14 protein-coding genes are annotated in these 19,792 nt (G+C 59.6%); all 14 read left to right on the top strand.

The genetic code is table 11. The features are described 5' to 3' along the window. Nucleotides 1–937 (top strand): sulfatase (locus tag H8E27_11810; protein MBC8326299.1); only part of this gene is annotated, 937 nt, incomplete at its 5' end. Nucleotides 938–987: 50 nt separating this feature from the next. After that, nucleotides 988–1,278, top strand: coding sequence for a toxin (locus H8E27_11805; GenBank protein MBC8326298.1), 291 nt, complete (start codon nt 988–990; stop codon nt 1,276–1,278). Continuing rightward, nucleotides 1,256–1,540: an antitoxin gene (locus H8E27_11800; protein ID MBC8326297.1), complete on the top strand. Its 285-nt coding sequence runs from the start codon at nt 1,256–1,258 to the stop codon at nt 1,538–1,540. Before H8E27_11805 ends, H8E27_11800 begins: the two co-directional genes overlap by 23 nt. Nucleotides 1,541–1,844: 304 nt before the next feature. Then, the gene (locus tag H8E27_11795) at nt 1,845–2,141 is read left to right on the top strand and encodes a type II toxin-antitoxin system Phd/YefM family antitoxin (GenBank protein ID MBC8326296.1); all 297 of its coding nucleotides are present in this window, start codon (nt 1,845–1,847) and stop codon (nt 2,139–2,141) included. After that, nucleotides 2,138–2,530 (top strand): type II toxin-antitoxin system VapC family toxin, encoded by a 393-nt coding sequence (locus tag H8E27_11790; GenBank protein ID MBC8326295.1) that lies wholly within the window; start codon nt 2,138–2,140, stop codon nt 2,528–2,530. The genes H8E27_11795 and H8E27_11790 overlap by 4 nt, the downstream gene beginning before the upstream one ends. 9 nt (nt 2,531–2,539) lie before the next feature. Then, on the top strand, nt 2,540–4,366 hold the full coding sequence (locus H8E27_11785) for an acetylxylan esterase (protein ID MBC8326294.1): 1,827 nt from the start codon (nt 2,540–2,542) through the stop codon (nt 4,364–4,366). Nucleotides 4,367–4,391: 25 nt separating this feature from the next. Further along, nucleotides 4,392–5,897 (top strand): sulfatase, encoded by a 1,506-nt coding sequence (locus H8E27_11780; GenBank protein ID MBC8326293.1) that lies wholly within the window; start codon nt 4,392–4,394, stop codon nt 5,895–5,897. A 46-nt stretch (nt 5,898–5,943) separates the two neighbouring features. Further along, nucleotides 5,944–7,215, top strand: coding sequence for a DUF1552 domain-containing protein (locus H8E27_11775; protein MBC8326292.1), 1,272 nt, complete (start codon nt 5,944–5,946; stop codon nt 7,213–7,215). Next, entirely contained in the window at nt 7,212–10,340 is a 3,129-nt protein-coding gene (locus H8E27_11770; protein ID MBC8326291.1) for a DUF1588 domain-containing protein, read from the top strand. Before H8E27_11775 ends, H8E27_11770 begins: the two co-directional genes overlap by 4 nt. Before the next feature lie 75 nt (nt 10,341–10,415). Beyond that, complete coding sequence (locus H8E27_11765) at nt 10,416–11,684, top strand: DUF1080 domain-containing protein (protein ID MBC8326290.1); 1,269 nt, start codon at nt 10,416–10,418, stop codon at nt 11,682–11,684. A gap of 47 nt (nt 11,685–11,731) precedes the next feature. Further along, on the top strand, nt 11,732–14,218 hold the full coding sequence (locus H8E27_11760; GenBank protein ID MBC8326289.1) for a DUF1592 domain-containing protein: 2,487 nt from the start codon (nt 11,732–11,734) through the stop codon (nt 14,216–14,218). A gap of 29 nt (nt 14,219–14,247) precedes the next feature. Then, nucleotides 14,248–15,651 (top strand): DUF1552 domain-containing protein, encoded by a 1,404-nt coding sequence (locus tag H8E27_11755; GenBank protein ID MBC8326288.1) that lies wholly within the window; start codon nt 14,248–14,250, stop codon nt 15,649–15,651. A 118-nt stretch (nt 15,652–15,769) separates the two neighbouring features. Then, the gene (locus tag H8E27_11750) at nt 15,770–18,376 is read left to right on the top strand and encodes a DUF1592 domain-containing protein (GenBank protein MBC8326287.1); all 2,607 of its coding nucleotides are present in this window, start codon (nt 15,770–15,772) and stop codon (nt 18,374–18,376) included. A gap of 18 nt (nt 18,377–18,394) precedes the next feature. Beyond that, a complete protein-coding gene (locus tag H8E27_11745; GenBank protein MBC8326286.1) occupies nt 18,395–19,789 on the top strand; it encodes a DUF1552 domain-containing protein in 1,395 nt (464 codons plus the stop codon). Nucleotides 19,790–19,792: the final 3 nt, after the last annotated feature.

Here is a 19,792-nt window from a genome sequence, read left to right as displayed (position 1 = left end):
CAGTTGGCTCGCCGCGGAGGGCACGGATGAGGAACAGACCGACGGCATGATCACCACTGAAGCTATCAAGTTGATGGCGGCTAAAAAGAAGGAGCCGTTTTTTCTGGGGGTCGGTTTCTTCCGTCCGCACACACCGTATGTGGCGCCGAAGAAATATTTCGAGATGTACCCGCTCAAGGACATGCGCCTGCCGTACGCGCCCAAGGGCGATCGCGATGACATTCCCACGGCCGCCTTCGCGCACAACTGTCCTGTGCCGCATTACAACTTGGACGAGCTGACGCTACGCAAGGCGCTGCAGGCGTACTACGCAACCATTTCGTTTGTGGACGCGCAAGTCGGCCGGCTGATGGCCGCGCTGGATCAATTGGAACTGGCCGACAACACCATCGTCGTCCTGTGGAGTGACCACGGGTATCACCTCGGCGAGCACAACGGCATTTGGCAAAAGCGCACGCTCTTCGAACAATCCGCCCGCTCACCGCTCATCATCCGTGCTCCCGGCATGAAAGGCAACGGCACCGCCAGCACACGCATCGTGGAGTTCGTGGACATTTACCCGACGCTGACTGATCTCGCCGGATTGAAAAATCCAAAAGGATTGGAAGGCCGCAGTCTCAAGCCATTGCTAGAAAATCCCCTCGCCGAATGGAACGGCACGGCCATCACGCAGGTGCTGCGCCCGGCAGACAAGCGATTGGCCAAGCCCGTGATGGGCCGCAGCATCCGCACTGACCGCTGGCGTTATAGCGACTGGGCCGAAGGCAAGGCCGGTTTGGAACTCTACGACCACGCCGCCGACCCGATGGAATTCAACAACCTCGCCCTGAAACCCGACGCCGAAGCCAAGGCCGTCATGAAACGCCTCCGCAAACTTCTCGAGCCCAAAGCCAGCGGCAAAGTGCCGACGACCCCGTTCAACCCGAAGCGGTTGTGATGACAAAAAGCACACGCACGTGTTGACATTCGGCACACGTGGGGTAAATTATCTGGGTGTTCGATTGGTCGGATGAAAAGGATGCCAAGCTGCGCCGTGAGCGTGGGGTGGGGTTTCAGGAAGTGGTTTTCCACATCGACCAAGGGGATGTGTTGGAGGTAGCCAAGCATCCGAACCAGCGGAAATATCCGGGCCAAAAAATTTTATTCGTCCGGATTGATAACTACATTTACTTGGTGCCTTGCGTGGAATCGGCGGGAAAGACATTTCTGAAAACGATCATTCCCAGCCGGGTTGCCACACGCCGCCTGCTGAAAGATCAAGATGAAGAAACTGGATAATTACGAGAAGGAACTGCTGCAATTGGAGAAGGATGGCCTGCTCGAAAGCATTGCGCCCAATGCTCGCGAGCAGCGCAAACTTCAGGAGGCGGCGCGCAACACCTTGAACAAGGATAAGCGGATTAACATTCGCATTTCCGCGCGCGACTTGGCGTCACTCCAGCGCCGCGCCAACCGTTTTGGGATGCCGTATCAGACGCTGATTTCCAGTGTGCTGCATCGGTATGTGTCCGGTGAATTTGAAGGCGAGCAACGGCAGTAAAATGGTGGTAATCCACCCGCTTCACTCACTTGCCAGCACCCACCGAAAACCAAAATTGTTAACTCGTTTATGAGGCCCGAATTTCGGCGATGAGATGACAATAGGCTGGCGGGATAGATGCCATACCGAGATCCGCCGCGCATAACGCGCAAGTGGGTGGAATCGCGAACGGCGGGAATTGCGGTGGAGTTTTCGATTGAAGAATACGCGGCCGAATTGGTGCGGGTGGTACGAGAGCGCGTTCGTTCGGGGAAATTATGAATATCCGGTTGCAAAACAGACTAGACTGGTCTAGTTTGTTTGCATGAAAGAGGTTGGGCTGTATGAGGCGAAGACGACGCTGTCGGCGCTGGTGGCGGGAATGGAGGCGACCGGCGAAGGGGTGGCATTGACGCGGCACGGGAAAGTGGTGGCGGAGCTGCATCCGCCCGTGGGCCGGGCGCCCAAGCGGGGTTGCCTGAAATCGACTTCATTTCGGATGGCTCGAGATTTTGACGCGGATGCCATGGGCTTTGAGGATTTCTTCGGTGATGAGCCGGTGGTTTTGCAGGCGGCTGAACCGAAGGGGAGCTACAAAACCAAACGCAAGGGCAGTCGGTGACCGAGCAGGTGGTGGATACGAATGTGCTGCTGTTTTTTGTGCAGGGGCATCGGAGTTTGCCGCGGCGGGCGGCGCGGTTGATTGAGGATGCGTCGCGGCGATCGGTGGTGTCGATGGCGAGCTTGTGGGAGATCTCGATCAAGGCGAGCTTGGGCAAATTGAAGTTTGAACACGCGGATGATCCGGACTTGCCGGAGCTGTTGCGGTCGCAGGGCTTTGACGTGCAGCCGATGAGCTGGGCGGTGATGCAGCGGGCGGCGGCTTTGCCTTGGCATCATCGTGATCCATTTGACCGCTATCTGGCGGCGGAAGCGTTGTCTCGGGGTGCGCCTATATTATCCACGGATGACAAGCTGGATTTGTTTGGCGTGGAGCGGATTGGCGACTAGATTTCGTTGATGCGCATTTTTCTTTTTTTGATTTTCATTTTGGGAGTGACGATTCGCGCGGCGGATTCGTTGCCGCCGCTCAAACAAGTGCCGCAGACTGTGGCGGCGCTTTGGGCGGATTATGATCCGCGGAAGGAGCCGTTGCGCACGGAGGTGGTGCGGGAATGGGAAGAGGATGGCGTGGTGGTGCGGGTGGTGCGTTATTTTATCGGGTCGTTCAAGGGGAAGCCGGCTTGGATGGCGGCGTTTTATGCAGCGCCTAAAGGCGGTAAGAATTTGCCGGGCGTGTTGCACATGCACGGTGGCGGGCAGCGGGCGAATTTGCATTTGGTGAAGTATCATGCGGGGCGCGGCTACGCGGCGTTGTCGGTGAACTGGGGCGGGCGGGCGATGGAAGGGGCGAAGCCGGGTGAGGCGAACACGGACTGGGGCGCGGTGGATCCAACGCAGAATAATGTGCCGGGATATTTTAATGTATTGCCGGGTAAACGTTTTTTGGATGCGCAGGAATCGCCGCGGAATTGTAACTGGTTTTTACTCACGATCGGCTGCCGGCGCGGGCTGACGTTTCTGGAGCAGCAACCGGAGGTGGACGGCAAACGGCTGGGCATTCGCGGGCATTCGATGGGCGGCAATCTCACGATGTACGTGGCGGGCACGGATGCGCGCGTGAAGGTGGCGTCGCCCTCGGTAGGCGGCACGGGATTCCGGCTCGATCCGTACTATCATGTGCCGCCACAGATTCGGCGGGTCACGGGTGATCGTGAATTGTTCCGGCGCACGATGGGCTATCAGTTTTACGCGCCGCGCATTAAGGCGCCGCTGCTGCACTTGGGGGCGAGCAATGATTTCCACGGGCAGATGGATGCCACGTACGCGACCGGCGCGCGGGTGCCAAAGGAGGTGCCGCAGCGGTTTGTGTTCGCGCCGCATTTCAATCATCGCTTCAATCCCGAGGAACAAGTGGCGCGCATTCTGTGGTTGGATCAACATTTGAAAGGCGGCGTGACACTGCCGGACACGCCGAAGAGCGAATTGGGATTGGGCAAAACGGCCGTGTTGTATGTCGACCCGGCGAAGGGGTTGCCGGTGAAGCGCGTGGAGATTTATTATTCGGTGGATCCCGATCCGCGCTCGCGTTTTTGGCGCAGCGCCGATGCGCTGAACCTCGGCGGCCATTGGCAGGCGGGGTTGGAATTGGAGACGTTGGCCCGGCCGTTGTTTGCCTTTGCCAACGTGTATTATGCGTTGCCCAAGCCGGTCAGTCTGCCGCATCACGGGGATGTTTCGGAGGTGTGCATCAGCTCGCAGTTGCATGCGTTGAAAAGCGAAGCGCTGAAGGAAACGCGCGTGCGGCCGATGGGCGTGCCGGAGCGGGTGATCGATGATTTTCAAAACGGCTTTCGCGATTGGTACACGATTAATGGCAATCATCGTCCGCTGTGGCAGCATTGGACGCGTAAGGTGACCGACCCGAAATGGCGCGGGCCGCAAGGCGCGAAGCTGGCGCTGACCATTCAAAGCGAGCAGCCAAATGTCCTCGGTGTGGTGCTGCACGAAAACACCTGGCGGCAGTACCGAGGCAAAAAACGGACGTACGTGGCCGAGATGAAACTGAAAGGCGGCAAAGCTGAGACCTTGTCGCTGGCGTTGACGGATTTTAAGAATGTGACCGATGGCGAGCCGCTCAAGAACTGGGTGCAGCTGGATGAACTTGGCCTCGTGGCCAAGACCACGCTTCGCGGCGCGAAACCGGTGGAAGTGGCCGCTGAACCTTGGCAGGGCCCGCGCCCGGTGTTTAAGCGGTTGGAGTGGGTGCTACCGGTGAAGGATTGACGTAGCGGCCCGCGCAGGCGCACAAATGGACATGCGCTTTTTATTCTGTTTCCTTTTTCTGCTGCACTTGAGTGTGTCCGCCGAGGACAAACGACCGAACATTATTTTCCTGCTGTCCGACGATCAGGCCGTACGTACTATGGGCTGCTACGGTGCGCCGGGCGTGCAGACGCCGCATCTCGATCGGCTGGGTGCGGACGGGATGATCTTCGACGCGCATTACGATACCACTGCTATTTGCATGGCCAGTCGGGCGAACGTGATGACGGGGATGTTCGAGTACAAAACCGGCTGCAACTTTGAGCATGGCACGATGTTGGAAGGGCATTGGCGGCGGAGTTATCCGGTGCTGGTGCGGCAGGCTGGGTATCGCACGGCGTTTGCGGGCAAGTTTGGGTTCGAGGTGAGCAAACAGCCGGGCGGTAAGGACAAGTGGCTGCCTGCGTCGGACTTCGATCGCTGGGGTGGCGGTCCGGGCCAGACGAGTTTTGTGACGTCGAAAAATGCTTCGATGAAGGCGTACGCGAAAAAATGGCCGCACGCGACCTTGTCCTACGGTGCCTTTGCGCAGGATTTCATTCGCGATATGGCGAAAGACGCCAAGCAAGGTCAGGCGCCGTTTTGTTTGTCGATCAGCTTCAAAGCGCCCCATCGGCCGGTTGATCCGGATCCGAAGTTCGATCATGTGTACGCCGGCAAGAAATTTCCCAAGCCGGCCAATTACGGTCGGGCTGCGGGTAACCATTTTTCCAAGCAAAGCACCATGGGCCGGCAGTACGAACGGTTTGGTAGTTGGGATTACGACAAGAATTACGATGGCGTGATGGCGAAATATCACCAGCAAATCTACGCCATCGACGTGGCCGTGGGCATGATCCGCGATGCGCTCAACGAACATGGAGTGGCGGATAACACGGTGATTATTTACACTTCGGACAACGGGTTCCTGTGCGGTTCGCACGGGTACGGCTCCAAGGTGTTGCCGTACGAGGAAGCCTCGCGTGTGCCGTTGTTGATGTTTGATCCGCGCCATTCCAACAGTGGCAAACGTTTGCGCTGCGCCTCGCTCACGGGCAACGTGGATTTTGCGCCGACACTCCTCGAACTGGCGGGCCTGCCCGTGCCGCAAAACATGGACGGCCGCAGTTTGCTGAAGCTCTACAACGATCCGAAAGCCGAGACGCATCAGTCATTGCCGTTGATCAATGTGTGGGGCCCGAAGGCGGTGCACAGCTACTCGGTGGTGACCAAGGATTGGAAATACATTTATTGGCCCTACGCTGAGGGCGAACTGGAGGCGGCCGATGAACTCTATCATCTCGCTAAGGATCGCTTGGAGCTGAACAATGTACTTCGCGATAGTGACGCCCGGGAAGCCCTCGCCGAGATGCGCAAAACCTACGATGCCGCCGTGGCCGCGTGGAAGAAGGAGAGCGTGCCGTATCACAGCTACAAACAGTACGGCATCATCTTCGATCGCCACGTGAAATGGGCCGAAAAACGTGAGGCGTTTCTGGGTCGGCAAAAATGAACGTGGAGGCTTGATTTACTCCGGATGTTCCATCACACTTTTGGACATGGAGAATTTCAGTCCGAACCGGCGGCAATTTCTGAAAGGCGCGGGAGTGGCGATGGCGTTGCCCTTGCTGGAATCGTTGCCAGAAGTGCGCGCGGCGCAGAAGGCCGCCCGGGCCAAGGGGCCGGTGAAGCGGTTTGTTTGTTTGTCGAACAATTACGGCATTTATCGGAAAGGATTTTTCCCGAGCACGGCAGGGGCAGACTATGCGCTAACGCCGACGCTCAAGCCTCTGGAACGCCATCGCAAGGATTTCACGGTTTTCTCCAATCTGGACCACGGCAACACGGGCGGGCATCAGGGCGTGCCGGTGTTGCTCAGTGGCGTGCGGCCGCACTTGGCGGCGGGCTTTCCGGAGGGGAACATCAGCCTCGACCAGAAGATGGCCGAGCATGTCGGCGCGGCCACGCGGTTTCCTTCGCTGACGGTCCGGGTGAATGAAGGAAATCTCACGAGCTTCACGCGCACGGGCGTGCAGGTGCCCGCGATTGATTTACGGCAAACCTATCGCGCCTTATTCCTCGAAGAAGCGGCCGCGGACAAGGCCAAGCAACGGCAGCAATTCAAGCTGCACGGCAGTATTCTCGATGTGGTGCTAGAGCAGGCGAAGGGCGTGAAGGGCCAGCTCGGCAAACAGGATCAGCACAAGTTTGAGGAATACCTCGAGTCGGTGCGGTCGCTGGAAAAGAAGATCGTGCAACAGGAACCGTGGGTGGACCGGCCAAAGCCGAAGACCGACCATCCCGAGCCGCCGCAAGGCAAGGGCACGGAGGCGGACTTGAAGGCGATGGTGGAGCTGATCGCGTTGGCGATCCAAACCGACTCTACGCGCGCGATTACTTTGTCGTCCGGTTTTGTGAATGGCGATTTTGGATTGAACGGAGGGTACCACGGCTTTTCGCATCACGGTAATCGCGACAGCCACACGGCCGCGCTGATGAAGATCGAGGCGAACATGACTGCGCAGATGGCGCACCTACTCGACCTACTCAAGGCGCAGGAGGATCCGATCAACGGGGGCACGTTGCTGGATCACACGATGGTCTTTTTCGGCTGCGGCATGGCTACGGGCACGCACTCCACGCGCAACCTGCCACTGCTGCTTGCTGGCGGCGGCTTCCGGCATGGTGAGTCGAAGATCTATCCGGAAGAGGACCCCCGGCGCGTGCCGGCGGCGAACCTGTTGCTGTCCATGCTGCAAAACTTCGGTGTGGAAGCCGACCGCTTTGGCACCAGCACCGGCACCCTGACCGGCTTCGAGCGGCAGTCATGACGCGGAACGTTCGTTTTCGGACTCGCAGGCTCGTCCCTCCATTTTTCATTGAGGTCGGCCGCGCTTGGCTTGGAGGGACGAGCCTGCGAGTCCGCCAGCGTCTTGTTGCCTTCGCAGGGCTGGCCTGCCTTATAATCCCGCTGGGCTCCGCTCGCGCCGATGACGCCCTCAAGGCGCTCAAGCCGTTTTTGCGCACGCACTGTCTTGAGTGCCACGGGCCGGATAAGCAGAAGAATGAAATCCGCTTCGATACGCTCGACACAGACCTTAGTGACCGCCGTACGCTGGAGATTTGGCAGGATGCGCTGGATCAACTGAACCTCGGCGAGATGCCGCCCAAGAAAGCTGCGCAACCGGAGCGCGCGGATACTGCCAAGTTTATCGATGCCCTCAGTGCGCGGCTGGAGTTGGCGTATGCCCAGCGCAAAAGCACCGGCGGCCAAACGGTCATTCGCCGCCTGAACCGTCTCGAACTGCGCAATACCCTGCGTGATCTGCTTTATCTGAAGGGCGCAGCGTACCGGCCCGGAGCGGTGAGCGGGTTGGTGGACAATAACGGCAACGGGCGGGTGGAACGTAAGGGCAACGATCCGGTGCGGTTGTTTCCTGAGGACGAACTGGACGAGGGCTTTGCCAACATCGGCGACCGGTTGGTGATGTCTGATTTTCTGCTGAAGCTCACGCTGGGTGCCGCGGAAGAAACGCTGGCGGCCGCCACGCACACGGGCCCTAAGCCGGACACCACGCCGCGCGTATTCCCCGCACCGTTTGTGCAGGGTCGCAAACTGGGCCAGCGCACGATCGAGACCGTCGCGCGCGAGGAGTTTGACAAGGAATCCGACCTGCTCACGCAGCGTTATTATGAAGGCTCCGATGGTCGGCTGATGCCCCGCGAACTGGGCGGCGGCGTGAGCACCGCGGCGCGTTATCGCGTGACGGTGGAGGTGTCTGGCCACAACCAAAAACATCCGTGGGATGAACTGGCCAAGACCGACCAGAGTAAGCCGTTTGAGATCGGCCTGCACCTGGCCGATGTGCGCAATGGCGGTATCGGCGGTCCGACATCGCATGCCGTGCAGGTGTGGCAATTGCCTGGTGACGGCAAGCGACGGACGTTCAGTGCCGAGGTGTGGATTGATGACACCTGGACGCCGTGGGTCGGCTGGGAGAACGGTCCGTACGACCGCAACTTTCGCGCCGAGCGGTTGGTGGAACAATATTATCCGGCGCAATTCAAGCCGCGCCCCGATCGCAAGGCGGTGCCGAAGGAAGTGTACGACGCCTGGCCGGTGGAGATGGCGCGCGTGCTGCTCAAGGCGGGCTATGCCGGGCCGCATGTTCGCATTTACAGTCTAAAGCTCGAGCCGCTGATCGATCAATGGCCGCCGCGCAGTCACACGGCGTTGTACGGCACGGGGCCGGTGGGCGAGGCAGATGTCGAACAGCTGTTGCAAACCTTCGCCACGCGGGCGTGGCGCCGGTCGGTGACGGACGCGGAGGTGGCGCCGTACGTGCAGCTCGTGCGCGGCATGATGGCGGATCCCAAGGCGGGGCAAAACAAGGCGCTGGGTGCGATCAAGGATTTGAAATACCGCGTGTATCATGGCAAATGGACCCGGTTACCGAAGTTCGACGAGCTGAAGCCGGCGGCCGAGGGCGCGTTGGCCGGTGGGTTGATCGATCTTCGCCCCGCGCGCAAGCCTGAGCATTACGGCATGGTGTTTGAGGGCCGCCTGGAAACGCCGGTGGCTGGTGAGTATGCGTTTGAGCTGGCGTCGGACGACGGTTCGCGGCTTCTGATCGGTCGCCAAAAAGTCATCGAGCACGACGGCCTGCACGGCGCCTCCAGCAAGCGTGGTAAGGTGCAATTGGCCAAGGGCACGCACGTCATTCGGCTGGAGTATTTTGCCTATGGCCAGCCCAATAGCTTGCGCTTGGCGTGGAGTGGGCCGGGCATTGCGAGTTCGCCTTTGTCGGTGACGCAAACCGCGCCGCAGCAAATTGTCGGCAACCCCGATGAAGCCCGCGCCATTCGCGCGCTACAGGCTGGTTACACCGCGCTGTTGTGTTCGCCGCGCTTTTTGTATCTGCGCGAAAATACCGGCGACCTCGACACCCACGTGCTGGCCTCGCGCCTCAGTTATTTCCTGTGGTCGTCCATGCCCGACGAGACGCTCTTCCGACTCGCGGCAGAAAACAAGCTGCGCGAACCGGCCGTCATGCGCGCGCAAGTGGAGCGGATGCTCAAGGATCCACGCGCCGAGGCGTTCGAACAGAATTTCACGGCTACGTGGTTGCGGCTTGATAAGCTCGGCAAGATGCCGCCGGAGAAGGGCGGTCCGTTTCGTTTTTATCACGACCGCAGAATGGAGCCGATGCTTTCCAAGCAGGCCACGGCGTTTTTTGCGGACGTGCTTGCGCGTAACGAACGCATTACCACCTTCATCCATTCCGATCACACTTTCCTTAACGCCCATATCGCCCGCTGGATGTACGGTCGCGACGACGTGCCAGGCGAACGCATGATTCGCGTTCCCACCGGCGATCCGCGCCGCGGCGGAATCCTCACCATGCCCGCGGTGATGACCGCCACCGCCAATGGCGTCGACACCTCACCCATCGTGCGCGGTGTGTGGCTGCTGGAAAACATCCTCGGCACGCCGCCCGCGCCGCCGCCGCCCGATGTGGAACCGCTCTCGCCCGATCTACGCGGAGCCAAGACCATCCGCGAACAACTCGAACGCCATCGTAACCACGAAGCCTGCGCTAGTTGCCATCGCAAGATTGATCCCATGGGGTTCGCCTTTGAAAACTTCGACCCCGTTGGCCGATGGCGCACGCACTACCGCACCGACGGACGGCCGCAGATTGATCCTGCCACCATGCTCCCCAATGGGGATGAACTCGCCGACATCGTCGCCTTCAAGCAAATGCTCCTCAAACGCGAGCCGGATTTCGCCCGGTGTCTCACTGAGAAAATGCTCACCTACGCCACCGGCCGTCGGTTGGAACCGATTGACCGCGGCGAAATCAACCGCCTCACCACCGCTCTCGCCCAAAACGGCAACCGCCTCCGCGACCTCGTCCACCTCATCGCCACCAGCGAGATTTTCCTGCAGAAATAGCGCCGGAGTGCGGTCAATGGTTCGGCACAGTCCTCGCTTGCCTTGAGCGGATCCATCCCTGACGCTTTGCGACGCATGAAAACGCATCGCTTGTTTCTACTGTTATCGCTCGTCTTTGCCCTCGATGTGGTGGGCGCCTCGAAGTTTGCCATTCCGGCCACGGATAAGGGGTTGCCGGGTGAAGGGCCGATCCGCCGTTATGAGTGGTTCCAGAAATTGTGGGAACGCAAACGCAGCGGCTGGGCGGAGCGCGTGAAGACGGATCAGGGGGCGTTGGTGTTTCTGGGCGACTCCATCACGCAAGGGTGGGGCGATCAATTTCGCGGGCATTTCAAAAACGTGCCGGTGGCCAATCGCGGTATCAGCGGGGACACCACACGCGGCGTGCTCATCCGATTGAAGGAGGATGTGCTGTCGCTCAATCCCAAGGGCGTGGTGATCCTGATCGGTACCAACGATCTCGAGGAAGGTGCCGCACCGGAGGTCATTGCCGCCAACCTCAAGCTCATCATTGCCGCGCTCAAGAAACACAATGCTACGATGCCGATTATTCTCTGCAACACGTTCCCCAGTTCGGCTTCCAAAAAGCGTCCGGCTGATCAGATCAAGAAGATCAATCAGCTGTACTTCGCCGCCGTGAAAGGCGATCCGCAAGTTACCGTACTCGACACGTGGATGCTTTTTGCTGATGCGAAGGGCGACGCCAAGAAGGCGGAGTTTCCCGATTTGTTGCACCCGAACCAGACCGGCTACGACAAATGGGCCGCCGCCCTGCAACCGTTGCTGGCGACGCATGGGTTTGTGGAGACGCTCAGCCCGGCGTTTGAAGCGGAAGCCGGTTTCGTTCGCATTTTCAACGGCAAAGATCTCACCGGCTGGGGATTCCGGAATCAGCGCACGCAGGAAAAGACCGCCATCTTTGACGGCAAAAAGGCCAGCAGCGACGGTCGTTACCGCGCGATCAACGGTCGCCTTGTGGTGACCACACCGCCCGAGGGTCGACGCATTCAGCAGCTCTGGACCACGCGCGAGTTTCCCAAGAATTTTATTTTGAAACTCCAGTTCCGCGCCACGCCCAATGCCGACAGCGGCGTGTTCATTCGGCGACCGCAACTGCAGTGCCGCGACTACATTCTCGCCGGGCCGTGGAAGGAGCTAAAAAAATACAAGCCGCAGGACTGGAACGAAATTGTGGCCGTGGTTAAGGACGGCGTCGCCCACTGCACTTGCAATGGCGAAGTGCTCAACGCCGAATTTAAAGTGCCCGCTACTGGCCCCATTGGCCTCGAAGGCGATCGCGGCCAGATGGAATACCGCAACATTCGCGTGAAGGAATTGAAATAGCTTCGAATGGATTTGGGCATTGGCGGGTCTGATCAGCGCGAACAGTTATGAGATTCATTGGGACAGCAGTGGCTTGGGGGATGTTGGGCGGACTGGCTTGGGCGGCGACGCCGAAGGCGGATTTGGATGGGTTTCGCAAGACGGTTGAGCCGGTGCTGAAACGGGCGTGTGTGAGTTGCCACGGGCCGGACAAGCAGAAGGGGAAATTTCGCGTGGACACGCTGGACCCCGACTTGCTGAAAGGAGAGGACGTGAGCTGGTGGTTGGAGGTGTTCGGCGTGATCGGCAATGGCGAGATGCCGCCGGAGGATGCCGAGGTGCACTTACAGGATGCCGACCGGGCGGTGGTGATCGATTGGCTTTCCCGCGAGATCCAGCAGGCCTCGCGCGTGGCCCGCAGCGCACAGGGGCGTTCGTCGTTCCGTCGCCTCACTCGCTACGAATACGACTACGCACTGCGCGATTTGCTAGGGCTGGACCATTCGCTGGTGGATCGGTTGCCGCCGGAGACGGCCTCGGAGGATGGATTCAAAAACAGCTCGGAGCTGTTGCAGATGTCTTCCATGCAGTTTCAAACCTATCGCGAGATTGGCCTGAAAGCATTGCGACGGGCGATCGTGACCGGTGAACGGCCCAAGACGGTGAAGTATGTGTTGCCGTTGGAGAAGTTATTCGAGCAAACCGCCAAGTCCCAGAAGGCCAAGGTCTTTCGTCGAGACGATGAGAAATACGCCAATCACCGCAAGCGCGCCCATCTGCTGAACCGGGAGACGGGTGTGGGCGTTCCTTTTTCCGGCGGGATGTATCGGCCGCTGGACGATACGGCGGCTGTGCAGGTTCAGCCCTCTTCCAAGGTCTACATGGAGTTGCCGCGCAATAACGAATGGAAGGTCGGGTTGGATCGGTTTCTACCAGACGCGGGCACGATGCGGATCAGCATTCGGGCGGCGCGATCCACCGAGGAACTGAAGGGAGACGCCAGTTTGCAGTTGGGGTTCAGCGCGCACACGAGCAACAATGCGAATTTCTCAAACGTGATCAGCGAGCGGGATGTGCTCGTCAAGGCGCCGGCAGGCAAACCGGAGTTCGTTCATTTCGACATTCAACTGGCCGATATTCAGCGCAATCCATTTCGCAAACTGGAAACCACATTCCCGCGGCGTGATGAGTTTCTGCACATTCGGAATGTGACTCTGGTGAACGGGCTGCACGTTCAGTTTGATCACGTCGAGATCACCGCGCCGTTTTACGCGCAATGGCCGCCCAAGACGCACACGGCGATTTTCTTCGAGACCGGGAATCGCGGAGACGAGGCGGTGTATGCGCGCGAGGTGCTGGAGCGGTTCATGGGGCGTGCGTGGCGTCGATCGGTCGCCCTACCGGAAGTGGCTCGGTATGTTAAATTATTCGACGAATACCGGCCGCAGTTTGAGTCGTTCGAAGGCGCGATGGTCGAAGTGTTGGCCACGGTGCTGGCGCATCCGGAATTTCTCTACCTAGCCCAGCGCGATGCCGGGGCGCCCAAGGCGGCGCCCTCGGGGATCAACGAATTTGAATTGGCAGGCCGGTTGGCGGTGTTTCTCTGGTCGAGCATTCCGGATGAGTCGTTGCTTGATCTGGCCCGTCGAGGGAAATTGCGGGAGCCCAAGGTGTTGGCCGTGCAGGTGGACCGCATGTTGGCTGATCCGCGCGCCAAACGGTTCACGCGGCATTTCGTCAGCCAATGGCTCGGGCTGGACGGCCTGAACAGCGTAGACCATATCCGGGATGATCAGCTCAAGAACGCCATGGCAGACGAGCCGGTTGCCTTTTTTGAAAATGTGCTGCAGGCCAATGGCAGTGTCATGGATTTCATTCATTCGGACTACGTGGTGGTCAACGCCAAGCTGGCGCAGCATTATCGGATTCCCGATGTGCACGGTCTGCATTTCCGTAAGGTAGCCCTCGAGGCCCGGCACCAACGCGGCGGATTGATGACCGGCGCGGCAGTGTTGGCGATGAACTCGGACGGCAAGGATTCTCATCCCCTCAAGCGCGGCGTCTGGATGCTGGAACGCATGCTGCACGATCCGCCGCCTCCGCCGCCGCCCAATGTGCCCGAGGTGGATCTCGCCGATCCGGAGATTGCCAAGATGACCTTGAAGGAGCGCATCGCCGATCATCGCGATGATCCCGCCTGTTATTCCTGCCACGCACGGATTGATCCGTGGGGGATCGCGTTTGAACACTACGACGCGATGGGATCCTTCCGCACCACGATCAAGGGCAAGCCGGTGGACGCCACTTCGAAGTTGTTTAACAAGCAACCCTTGGCGGGCATGGACGGCCTGAAGGAATACCTGCTCGCCGAGCGACAGGATCAGTTCGCCCGCGCCATCACGCATAAGCTGACCGCCTACGCGTTGGGTCGGCACCTGACGTTTGCCGATCGCGCGGATGTGGAGGAATTAACGACGCAGTTCAGGACGCAGGGCGATCGGCTTCGCGATCTGGTGCATCTACTTGTTCAAAGTCGCATTTTTAACTCCAAATAACGGGCCAATATCAGTATACTATTCATGAGATGAGGACATCCATCGCAAGCGCATTCACACGCAGAACTTTTCTGCGCGGAACTGGCATCGCTCTGGCTTTGCCTTGGCTCGAGACTTTTGCGGCAGATGGCCGGAAAGCCAATGCAACGCCGAAGCGTTTTGTCAGCGTCTATCATCCCGATGGCGTCGGGGTGCCCATTCGGAAAGATCCGGCCTGGAAAGACTGGAGCTGGTTCCCACACGGTGGCGAAAAAGATTTCCAACTCACCAAGGTGCTCGATGTCCTCGAACCGCTGCGCAAGGACATTACCATCTATTCTGGTCTCTCTCACCCAGCCGTCCGGCGCGTGCACGGTCACTCCAATGCCGACCAGTATCTGACCGGCGCGGACACCAAGGGCCACGGTCCTTATAAGAATTCCATCTCGCTGGATCAGCTCTACGCCGAGCACATCGGCGACGCCACCCGGCACGCTTCTCTGGTGATGTCCACCAACGGCGGTATCGGCGGTCCGCGCGGTGCGCAGACGCAGTCCTTTAACCGGGAAGGCCGCGCCATCCCGGCGATGAACAAGCCCAAGCAAGTCTTCGACCTGCTGTTTGTCGCCGATGGCAAGGAAGCCGCCGGCCGATTGGCCCGGAGCAAGAGCGCTCTGGATTTGCTGATCGAAGACACCCGCTCGCTCGGACGCAAACTCTCCAAGCGCGATCAGGAAACACTCCAGCAATATCTGGACTCCGTCCGCGACACCGAGGTTCGACTCACCAAAGCCCGGCACTGGTTGGACACGCCGTTGCCGGACATCGATTCGGCGAATCTGCATCTGGAAGCCGGCCCCGCCGAGGCCAAGCAGTATTTCCAGACTATGTACGACCTGATCTACCTCGCTTTTCTGAGCGACTCCACCCGTGTGGCGACGTTCCAGCTTGGCCGGGAAAACGGCGGTGGCCCGCACGATCTGCTTTCCAAGGCCGTCGATCTGGGCGGCGCGCATGGCCTGACGCATGCCGTGAAGAAAACGAACGGTTGGCAAAACCTCGGTACCTATAACCGCTATCAGATGGAAGAATTCGGGCGCTTCGTGAAGAAGCTCAAGGATACGCCCGAACCGACCGGCAAAGGCAACATGCTCGACAACACCTTCGCCATGCACGGCTCGGCCTCCAGCAGTTTTCACCTCTCGCGGAATTATCCCATCGTCTCCGCGGGCGGCAAAAACCTCGGCTTCAATAACGGCCGCTACCTCCAGTACGTCAGTCTGCTTAAAGACGGCAGTCTGCCCGGTGCCGGCGTCATTAGCGACGCGGGTTGGCGCGGCACGGCCAAGGAGGAAGATCAGCCGTTGGGTCACCTGTTCGTCAGCGTTCTCCAGCGGCTCGGCGTCGAGACCGACTCCTTTGCCGGATGCACGGGCACGCTGAACCGCATGTAAGCCGATTTCGGTGACAATTTCTCCAGTGAACTGAAGGCACTTGCCTTCGGGGACGTCCAAGTCATCCTCTGCACGAATCCGTCCGTAGTAAATTGCTATTGGCGGGCAAGCAGTCACGATGATGAGTTCACTACAACGCTGCGCTTGGCGTGTCGGTTTCCCCCTTTGCGTTCTCGGGGTCTTGGCGATGTTATTATTCGGCTCGAGCCCATTGACGGCGACCGAAGCGCCCAAGGCGAACCTGGATGTTTTCCGCAAGGCGATTTGGCCGGTGTTAAAGGCGTCTTGCTTGGAGTGTCACGGGCCGGATAAGCAGAAAGCGAAGTTTCGGGTGGATGCCTTGGATCCGGATTTGCTGAAGGGCAAGGATGTGAGCTGGTGGCTGGAGGTGCAGGGCGTGTTGACCAATGGCGAGATGCCGCCGCCCGATTCGGATGTGAAGTTGGCCGATGCCGATCGCGTGAAGGTGGTTGATTGGCTGGCCGGGGAAATCCGCGCGGCCTCAGAGGCGCGACGAGCGGAGGGCGGTCACACCACGTTCCGCCGGATGACGCGGTACGAATACAAATACGCGATGCAAGATCTGCTCGGATTGCCGCATGACTTTTCACGCGATCTGCCGCCGGAAACCTCGTCGGAGGACGGCTTCAAGAACAGCTCGGACATGCTGCAAATGACCGCCGGGCAATTCGCGCAATACCGTGCGCAAGCACGGCGGGCACTGGAACTAGCCACAGTGCGCGGCGACCGACCGGCACCGGTATATTATGGGCTGAGCATGCGCGGGTTCACCGAACGTTTTGAGGCAAAGTACGCAGCCGCAGTGAAGCGCACGCGCCAGAAGGTGCAGGAGGAAGGGATGCCGGTGGCGGAGGTGTTAAAAGCGGAGAAGGAAAAATTCTCGCTTAATCCCGGCGGGGCGCACTTCAAGGATTTAGTGACTGGGCAGGGCGTGCAGACGAAGTGGGCATACCACGGCGCGAAGTACGCGTGGAAGCCGGTGGCCGAGCGGCCGACCGTGCCGCCGGTTTCGCCGGATGTACTGGTGATGCCGGCGAACTCAAAGTTTATCATCGATGTAGGCGACGGATTGCCGGACACAGGCATCATGCGCGTGCGCATTCGGGCGGCGCAGGAAATGGTCCGAGGCAAAAAATTTCCGACCTTGCGGCTGCATTTCGGTAATCAGGCGAGCAACGACTCGCGCGTGTCTGTGGCGGTCGGCGGGCAGGACCTCACCATCGATGCGCCGCCGGGCAAGCCGCGCTTTTATCATTGGGACGTGCCGCTGGCAGAGATCCCGCGCAACGCATTCCGGCACATTCAACAGCTCGGGCAATTGCCGAACCCGGCCGAATTCATCGAGCTGCGCAACACCTCCAGTACGGCGGTGGGGTTGGTGATTGATTACGTGGAGGTCATCGCGCCATTGAATGAACAATGGCCGCCGGAATCGCACACAGCAATTTTCTTCGCGAGCAAACAGCAGTCGGATGAAACAAAATACACACGCGCGGTATTGGAGTACTTCATGCGCCGGGCTTGGCGTCGGCCGGTGAGCGCTGCGGAGGTGGATCAGAAAATGAAATTATTCAAAGCGCTGCGGCCGCAGTGCGAGGATTTTCAGGAAGCGGTGGTGGAAGTGCTGGCCACCGTGTTGGCCTCACCGAATTATCTGTACCTCGGCCGCGCCCAAGCGAAAGACGCGCCGCGCATTTCGGACCATGAACTGGCGAGCCGGTTGTCGTTTTTTCTCTGGAGCAGTACGCCCGATACCGTGCTGATGTACTTGGCCGAAGCAGGGAAACTGTCCGATCCCAACGTGCTGGAGCAGCAGGCGCGGCGATTGCTGGCCGATCCGCGCGCCGCCCGGTTTGCGCGGCATTACACGCGCCAATGGCTGGGCATGGAGCAGCTGGATTTTGTGAAGATCGATGCCAAGGCGCACGGCAAAATGGATCCGCTCCTGCTGGAGGCAATGAAACAGGAGCCGGTGGCGCTCTTCACCGAGATGCTGCGGGCCAATCGGCCGGTTACGGAGTTTCTTCATGCCGATTACGTGTTGGTGAACGACCGGTTGGCGCGGCATTACGGCGTGCCGGAGGTGTACGGCGATCAGTTCCGCAAGGTGACAATGCCACCCGGGATCCGGCGTGGCGGTCTGCTCACCTCCGCGGGATTGCTGGTGATGAATTCGGACGGCAAAGATTCGCACCCGCTCAAGCGCGGCATTTGGCTGCTGGAAAACCTGTTGCACGATCCGCCTCCGCCACCGCCGCCGGCCGTGCCGGAGATTGATCTGGCCGATCCGGAGATTCTCAAGATGACTCTCAAGCAGCGCATGGAGGATCACCGCAGTGATCCGGCGTGCATCTCGTGCCACTCGAAGATCGATCCGTGGGGCATCGCGTTTGAAAACTTTGACGCGCTCGGCCAATGGCGCGACAAGATCGGTGATGAGTCGGTCGATGCCGCCAGTGTGTTGTTCAACAAGGACGAGCTGCGCGGCATGAAAGGGCTGAAGGATTATCTGCTGGCCAATCGACAGGATCAGTTCGCGCGCGCCATGGCGCACAAGATGGCCGCGTACGCCTTGGGCCGGCCGCTGACCTTCGGCGATCGCGCCGAGGTGGACCGCATTACCGCCGCCCTGCGCAAGCGTGGCGACGGACTGGCGGACCTGGTGTTTCTGATTGTGAAAAGTGAATTATTTCGGCAAAAATAAGTCGGAGATTATGGGGTGATGAACGTGAATTTATCGACATTGGATCGGCGGAAATTTCTCCGCGGCGCTGGGGTGGCGCTGGCGTTGCCGTGGCTGGAATCTTTTACCGGCGCGGCGCAGTCCCCGGGGCAGCGCAAGCGGCTGGCCTGTTTTTATCTGCCGGACGGCGTGCCGATGCCGCTGGAGAAGGATCCGGCGTTTCAGGACTGGAGTTGGTTTCCGCATGGCAAGGGCAAGGATTTCAAGCTCACCAAGTGCATGGAAACGCTGGAGCCGTTGCGCAATGAGCTGACCGTATTTTCTGGCCTGTCGAATCCCGCGCTGCGCCGGGTGCATGGCCATGCCAATGCCGATCAGTTTATCACTGCGGCGGATACCGGCGCTGATGGCGATTATCACAATAGCATTTCGCTCGACCAGGTGTTTGCCTCGCACGCCGGCGAACACACGCGCCACGCCTCGCTGGTGATGTCCACCGATGGCGGCACCGGTTCGCCGCGTGGCGCGCACACGCTCTCCTTCAACGCCCAGGGCCGGCCCATTCCCGCTGAGCACAAGCCCAAGCGCATTTTTGATATGCTCTTTGTGAAGAACGGCCCGGACGCAGCCCGCCGTTTGGCGCTGAGCCAAAGTGCGTTGGATGATTTGTTGGAGGACGCGCGGTCACTGAATCGGTCGCTCTCCAAGCGCGATCAGGAAACACTCGCGGAATATTTGCAGTCCGTGCGCGATACCGAGATGCGGGTGGCCAAGGCCAAGCGGTGGCTGAATATCCCCATGCCCAAGGTGGACACGGACCATCTCAAGCTTGATGTGACGCCCGAGGATCCGCGCAATTTCCTGCGCACCATGTACGAACTGATTTATCTCGCGTTCAAGACCGACACCACGCGCGTGGCCACCTACCAGCTTGGGCGCGAAAACGGCGTGGGCGTGAGTGATTATCTGGCGCGTGCCGTGGGCTTCAAGGCCGCTCACTGGCTGACGCATGAGGTAAAGAAACCCGGCGGCTACAAAAATTTTGGCGTTTATTGCCGCTTCATCAACGAGGAACTCGGCCGCTTTGCTAATCGACTCAAGGCTACGCCCGAACCCGGCGGAGAAGGCAACATGCTCGACCACACCGCCATCCTGTTCGGCTCGGCCTCCAGTGCGTTCCATCTGTCGCGCAATTATCCGCTGCTACTGATCGGCGGCCGCAAGCTGGGCTTCAAGCACGGCCAATACCTCAAGTACGGTCGGGGTAACCAAAAACACCAATCGACTGCCGGTATCGACACCGACGCGGGTTGGCGCGGTGAGATGAACTTTAGCGAACTGCCCACCGCCAATCTCTACCTCACCATGCTCCACAAGCTCGGCGTTGAGGCGAAGCGTTTTGCCGGTAGCACGGGCACCTTGAGCGAGGTGTAGGCA

Source organism: Limisphaerales bacterium (assembly GCA_014382585.1).
Lineage (GTDB): Bacteria > Verrucomicrobiota > Verrucomicrobiia > Limisphaerales > UBA1100 > JACNJL01.
This window is presented reverse-complemented; position numbering and strand designations above follow the sequence as displayed.

What these genes read in the sequence shown, in the direction of transcription:
- H8E27_11795 (MBC8326296.1), top strand. Translation starts at nt 1,845, where the DNA reads ATGAAAGAGGTTGGGCTGTATGAGGCGAAGACGACGCTGTCGGCGCTG.
- H8E27_11785 (MBC8326294.1), top strand. Translation starts at nt 2,540, where the DNA reads ATGCGCATTTTTCTTTTTTTGATTTTCATTTTGGGAGTGACGATTCGC.
- H8E27_11780 (MBC8326293.1), top strand. Translation starts at nt 4,392, where the DNA reads ATGGACATGCGCTTTTTATTCTGTTTCCTTTTTCTGCTGCACTTGAGT.
- H8E27_11775 (MBC8326292.1), top strand. Translation starts at nt 5,944, where the DNA reads ATGGAGAATTTCAGTCCGAACCGGCGGCAATTTCTGAAAGGCGCGGGA.
- H8E27_11770 (MBC8326291.1), top strand. Translation starts at nt 7,212, where the DNA reads ATGACGCGGAACGTTCGTTTTCGGACTCGCAGGCTCGTCCCTCCATTT.
- H8E27_11765 (MBC8326290.1), top strand. Translation starts at nt 10,416, where the DNA reads ATGAAAACGCATCGCTTGTTTCTACTGTTATCGCTCGTCTTTGCCCTC.
- H8E27_11760 (MBC8326289.1), top strand. Translation starts at nt 11,732, where the DNA reads ATGAGATTCATTGGGACAGCAGTGGCTTGGGGGATGTTGGGCGGACTG.
- H8E27_11755 (MBC8326288.1), top strand. Translation starts at nt 14,248, where the DNA reads ATGAGGACATCCATCGCAAGCGCATTCACACGCAGAACTTTTCTGCGC.
- H8E27_11750 (MBC8326287.1), top strand. Translation starts at nt 15,770, where the DNA reads ATGATGAGTTCACTACAACGCTGCGCTTGGCGTGTCGGTTTCCCCCTT.
- H8E27_11745 (MBC8326286.1), top strand. Translation starts at nt 18,395, where the DNA reads ATGAACGTGAATTTATCGACATTGGATCGGCGGAAATTTCTCCGCGGC.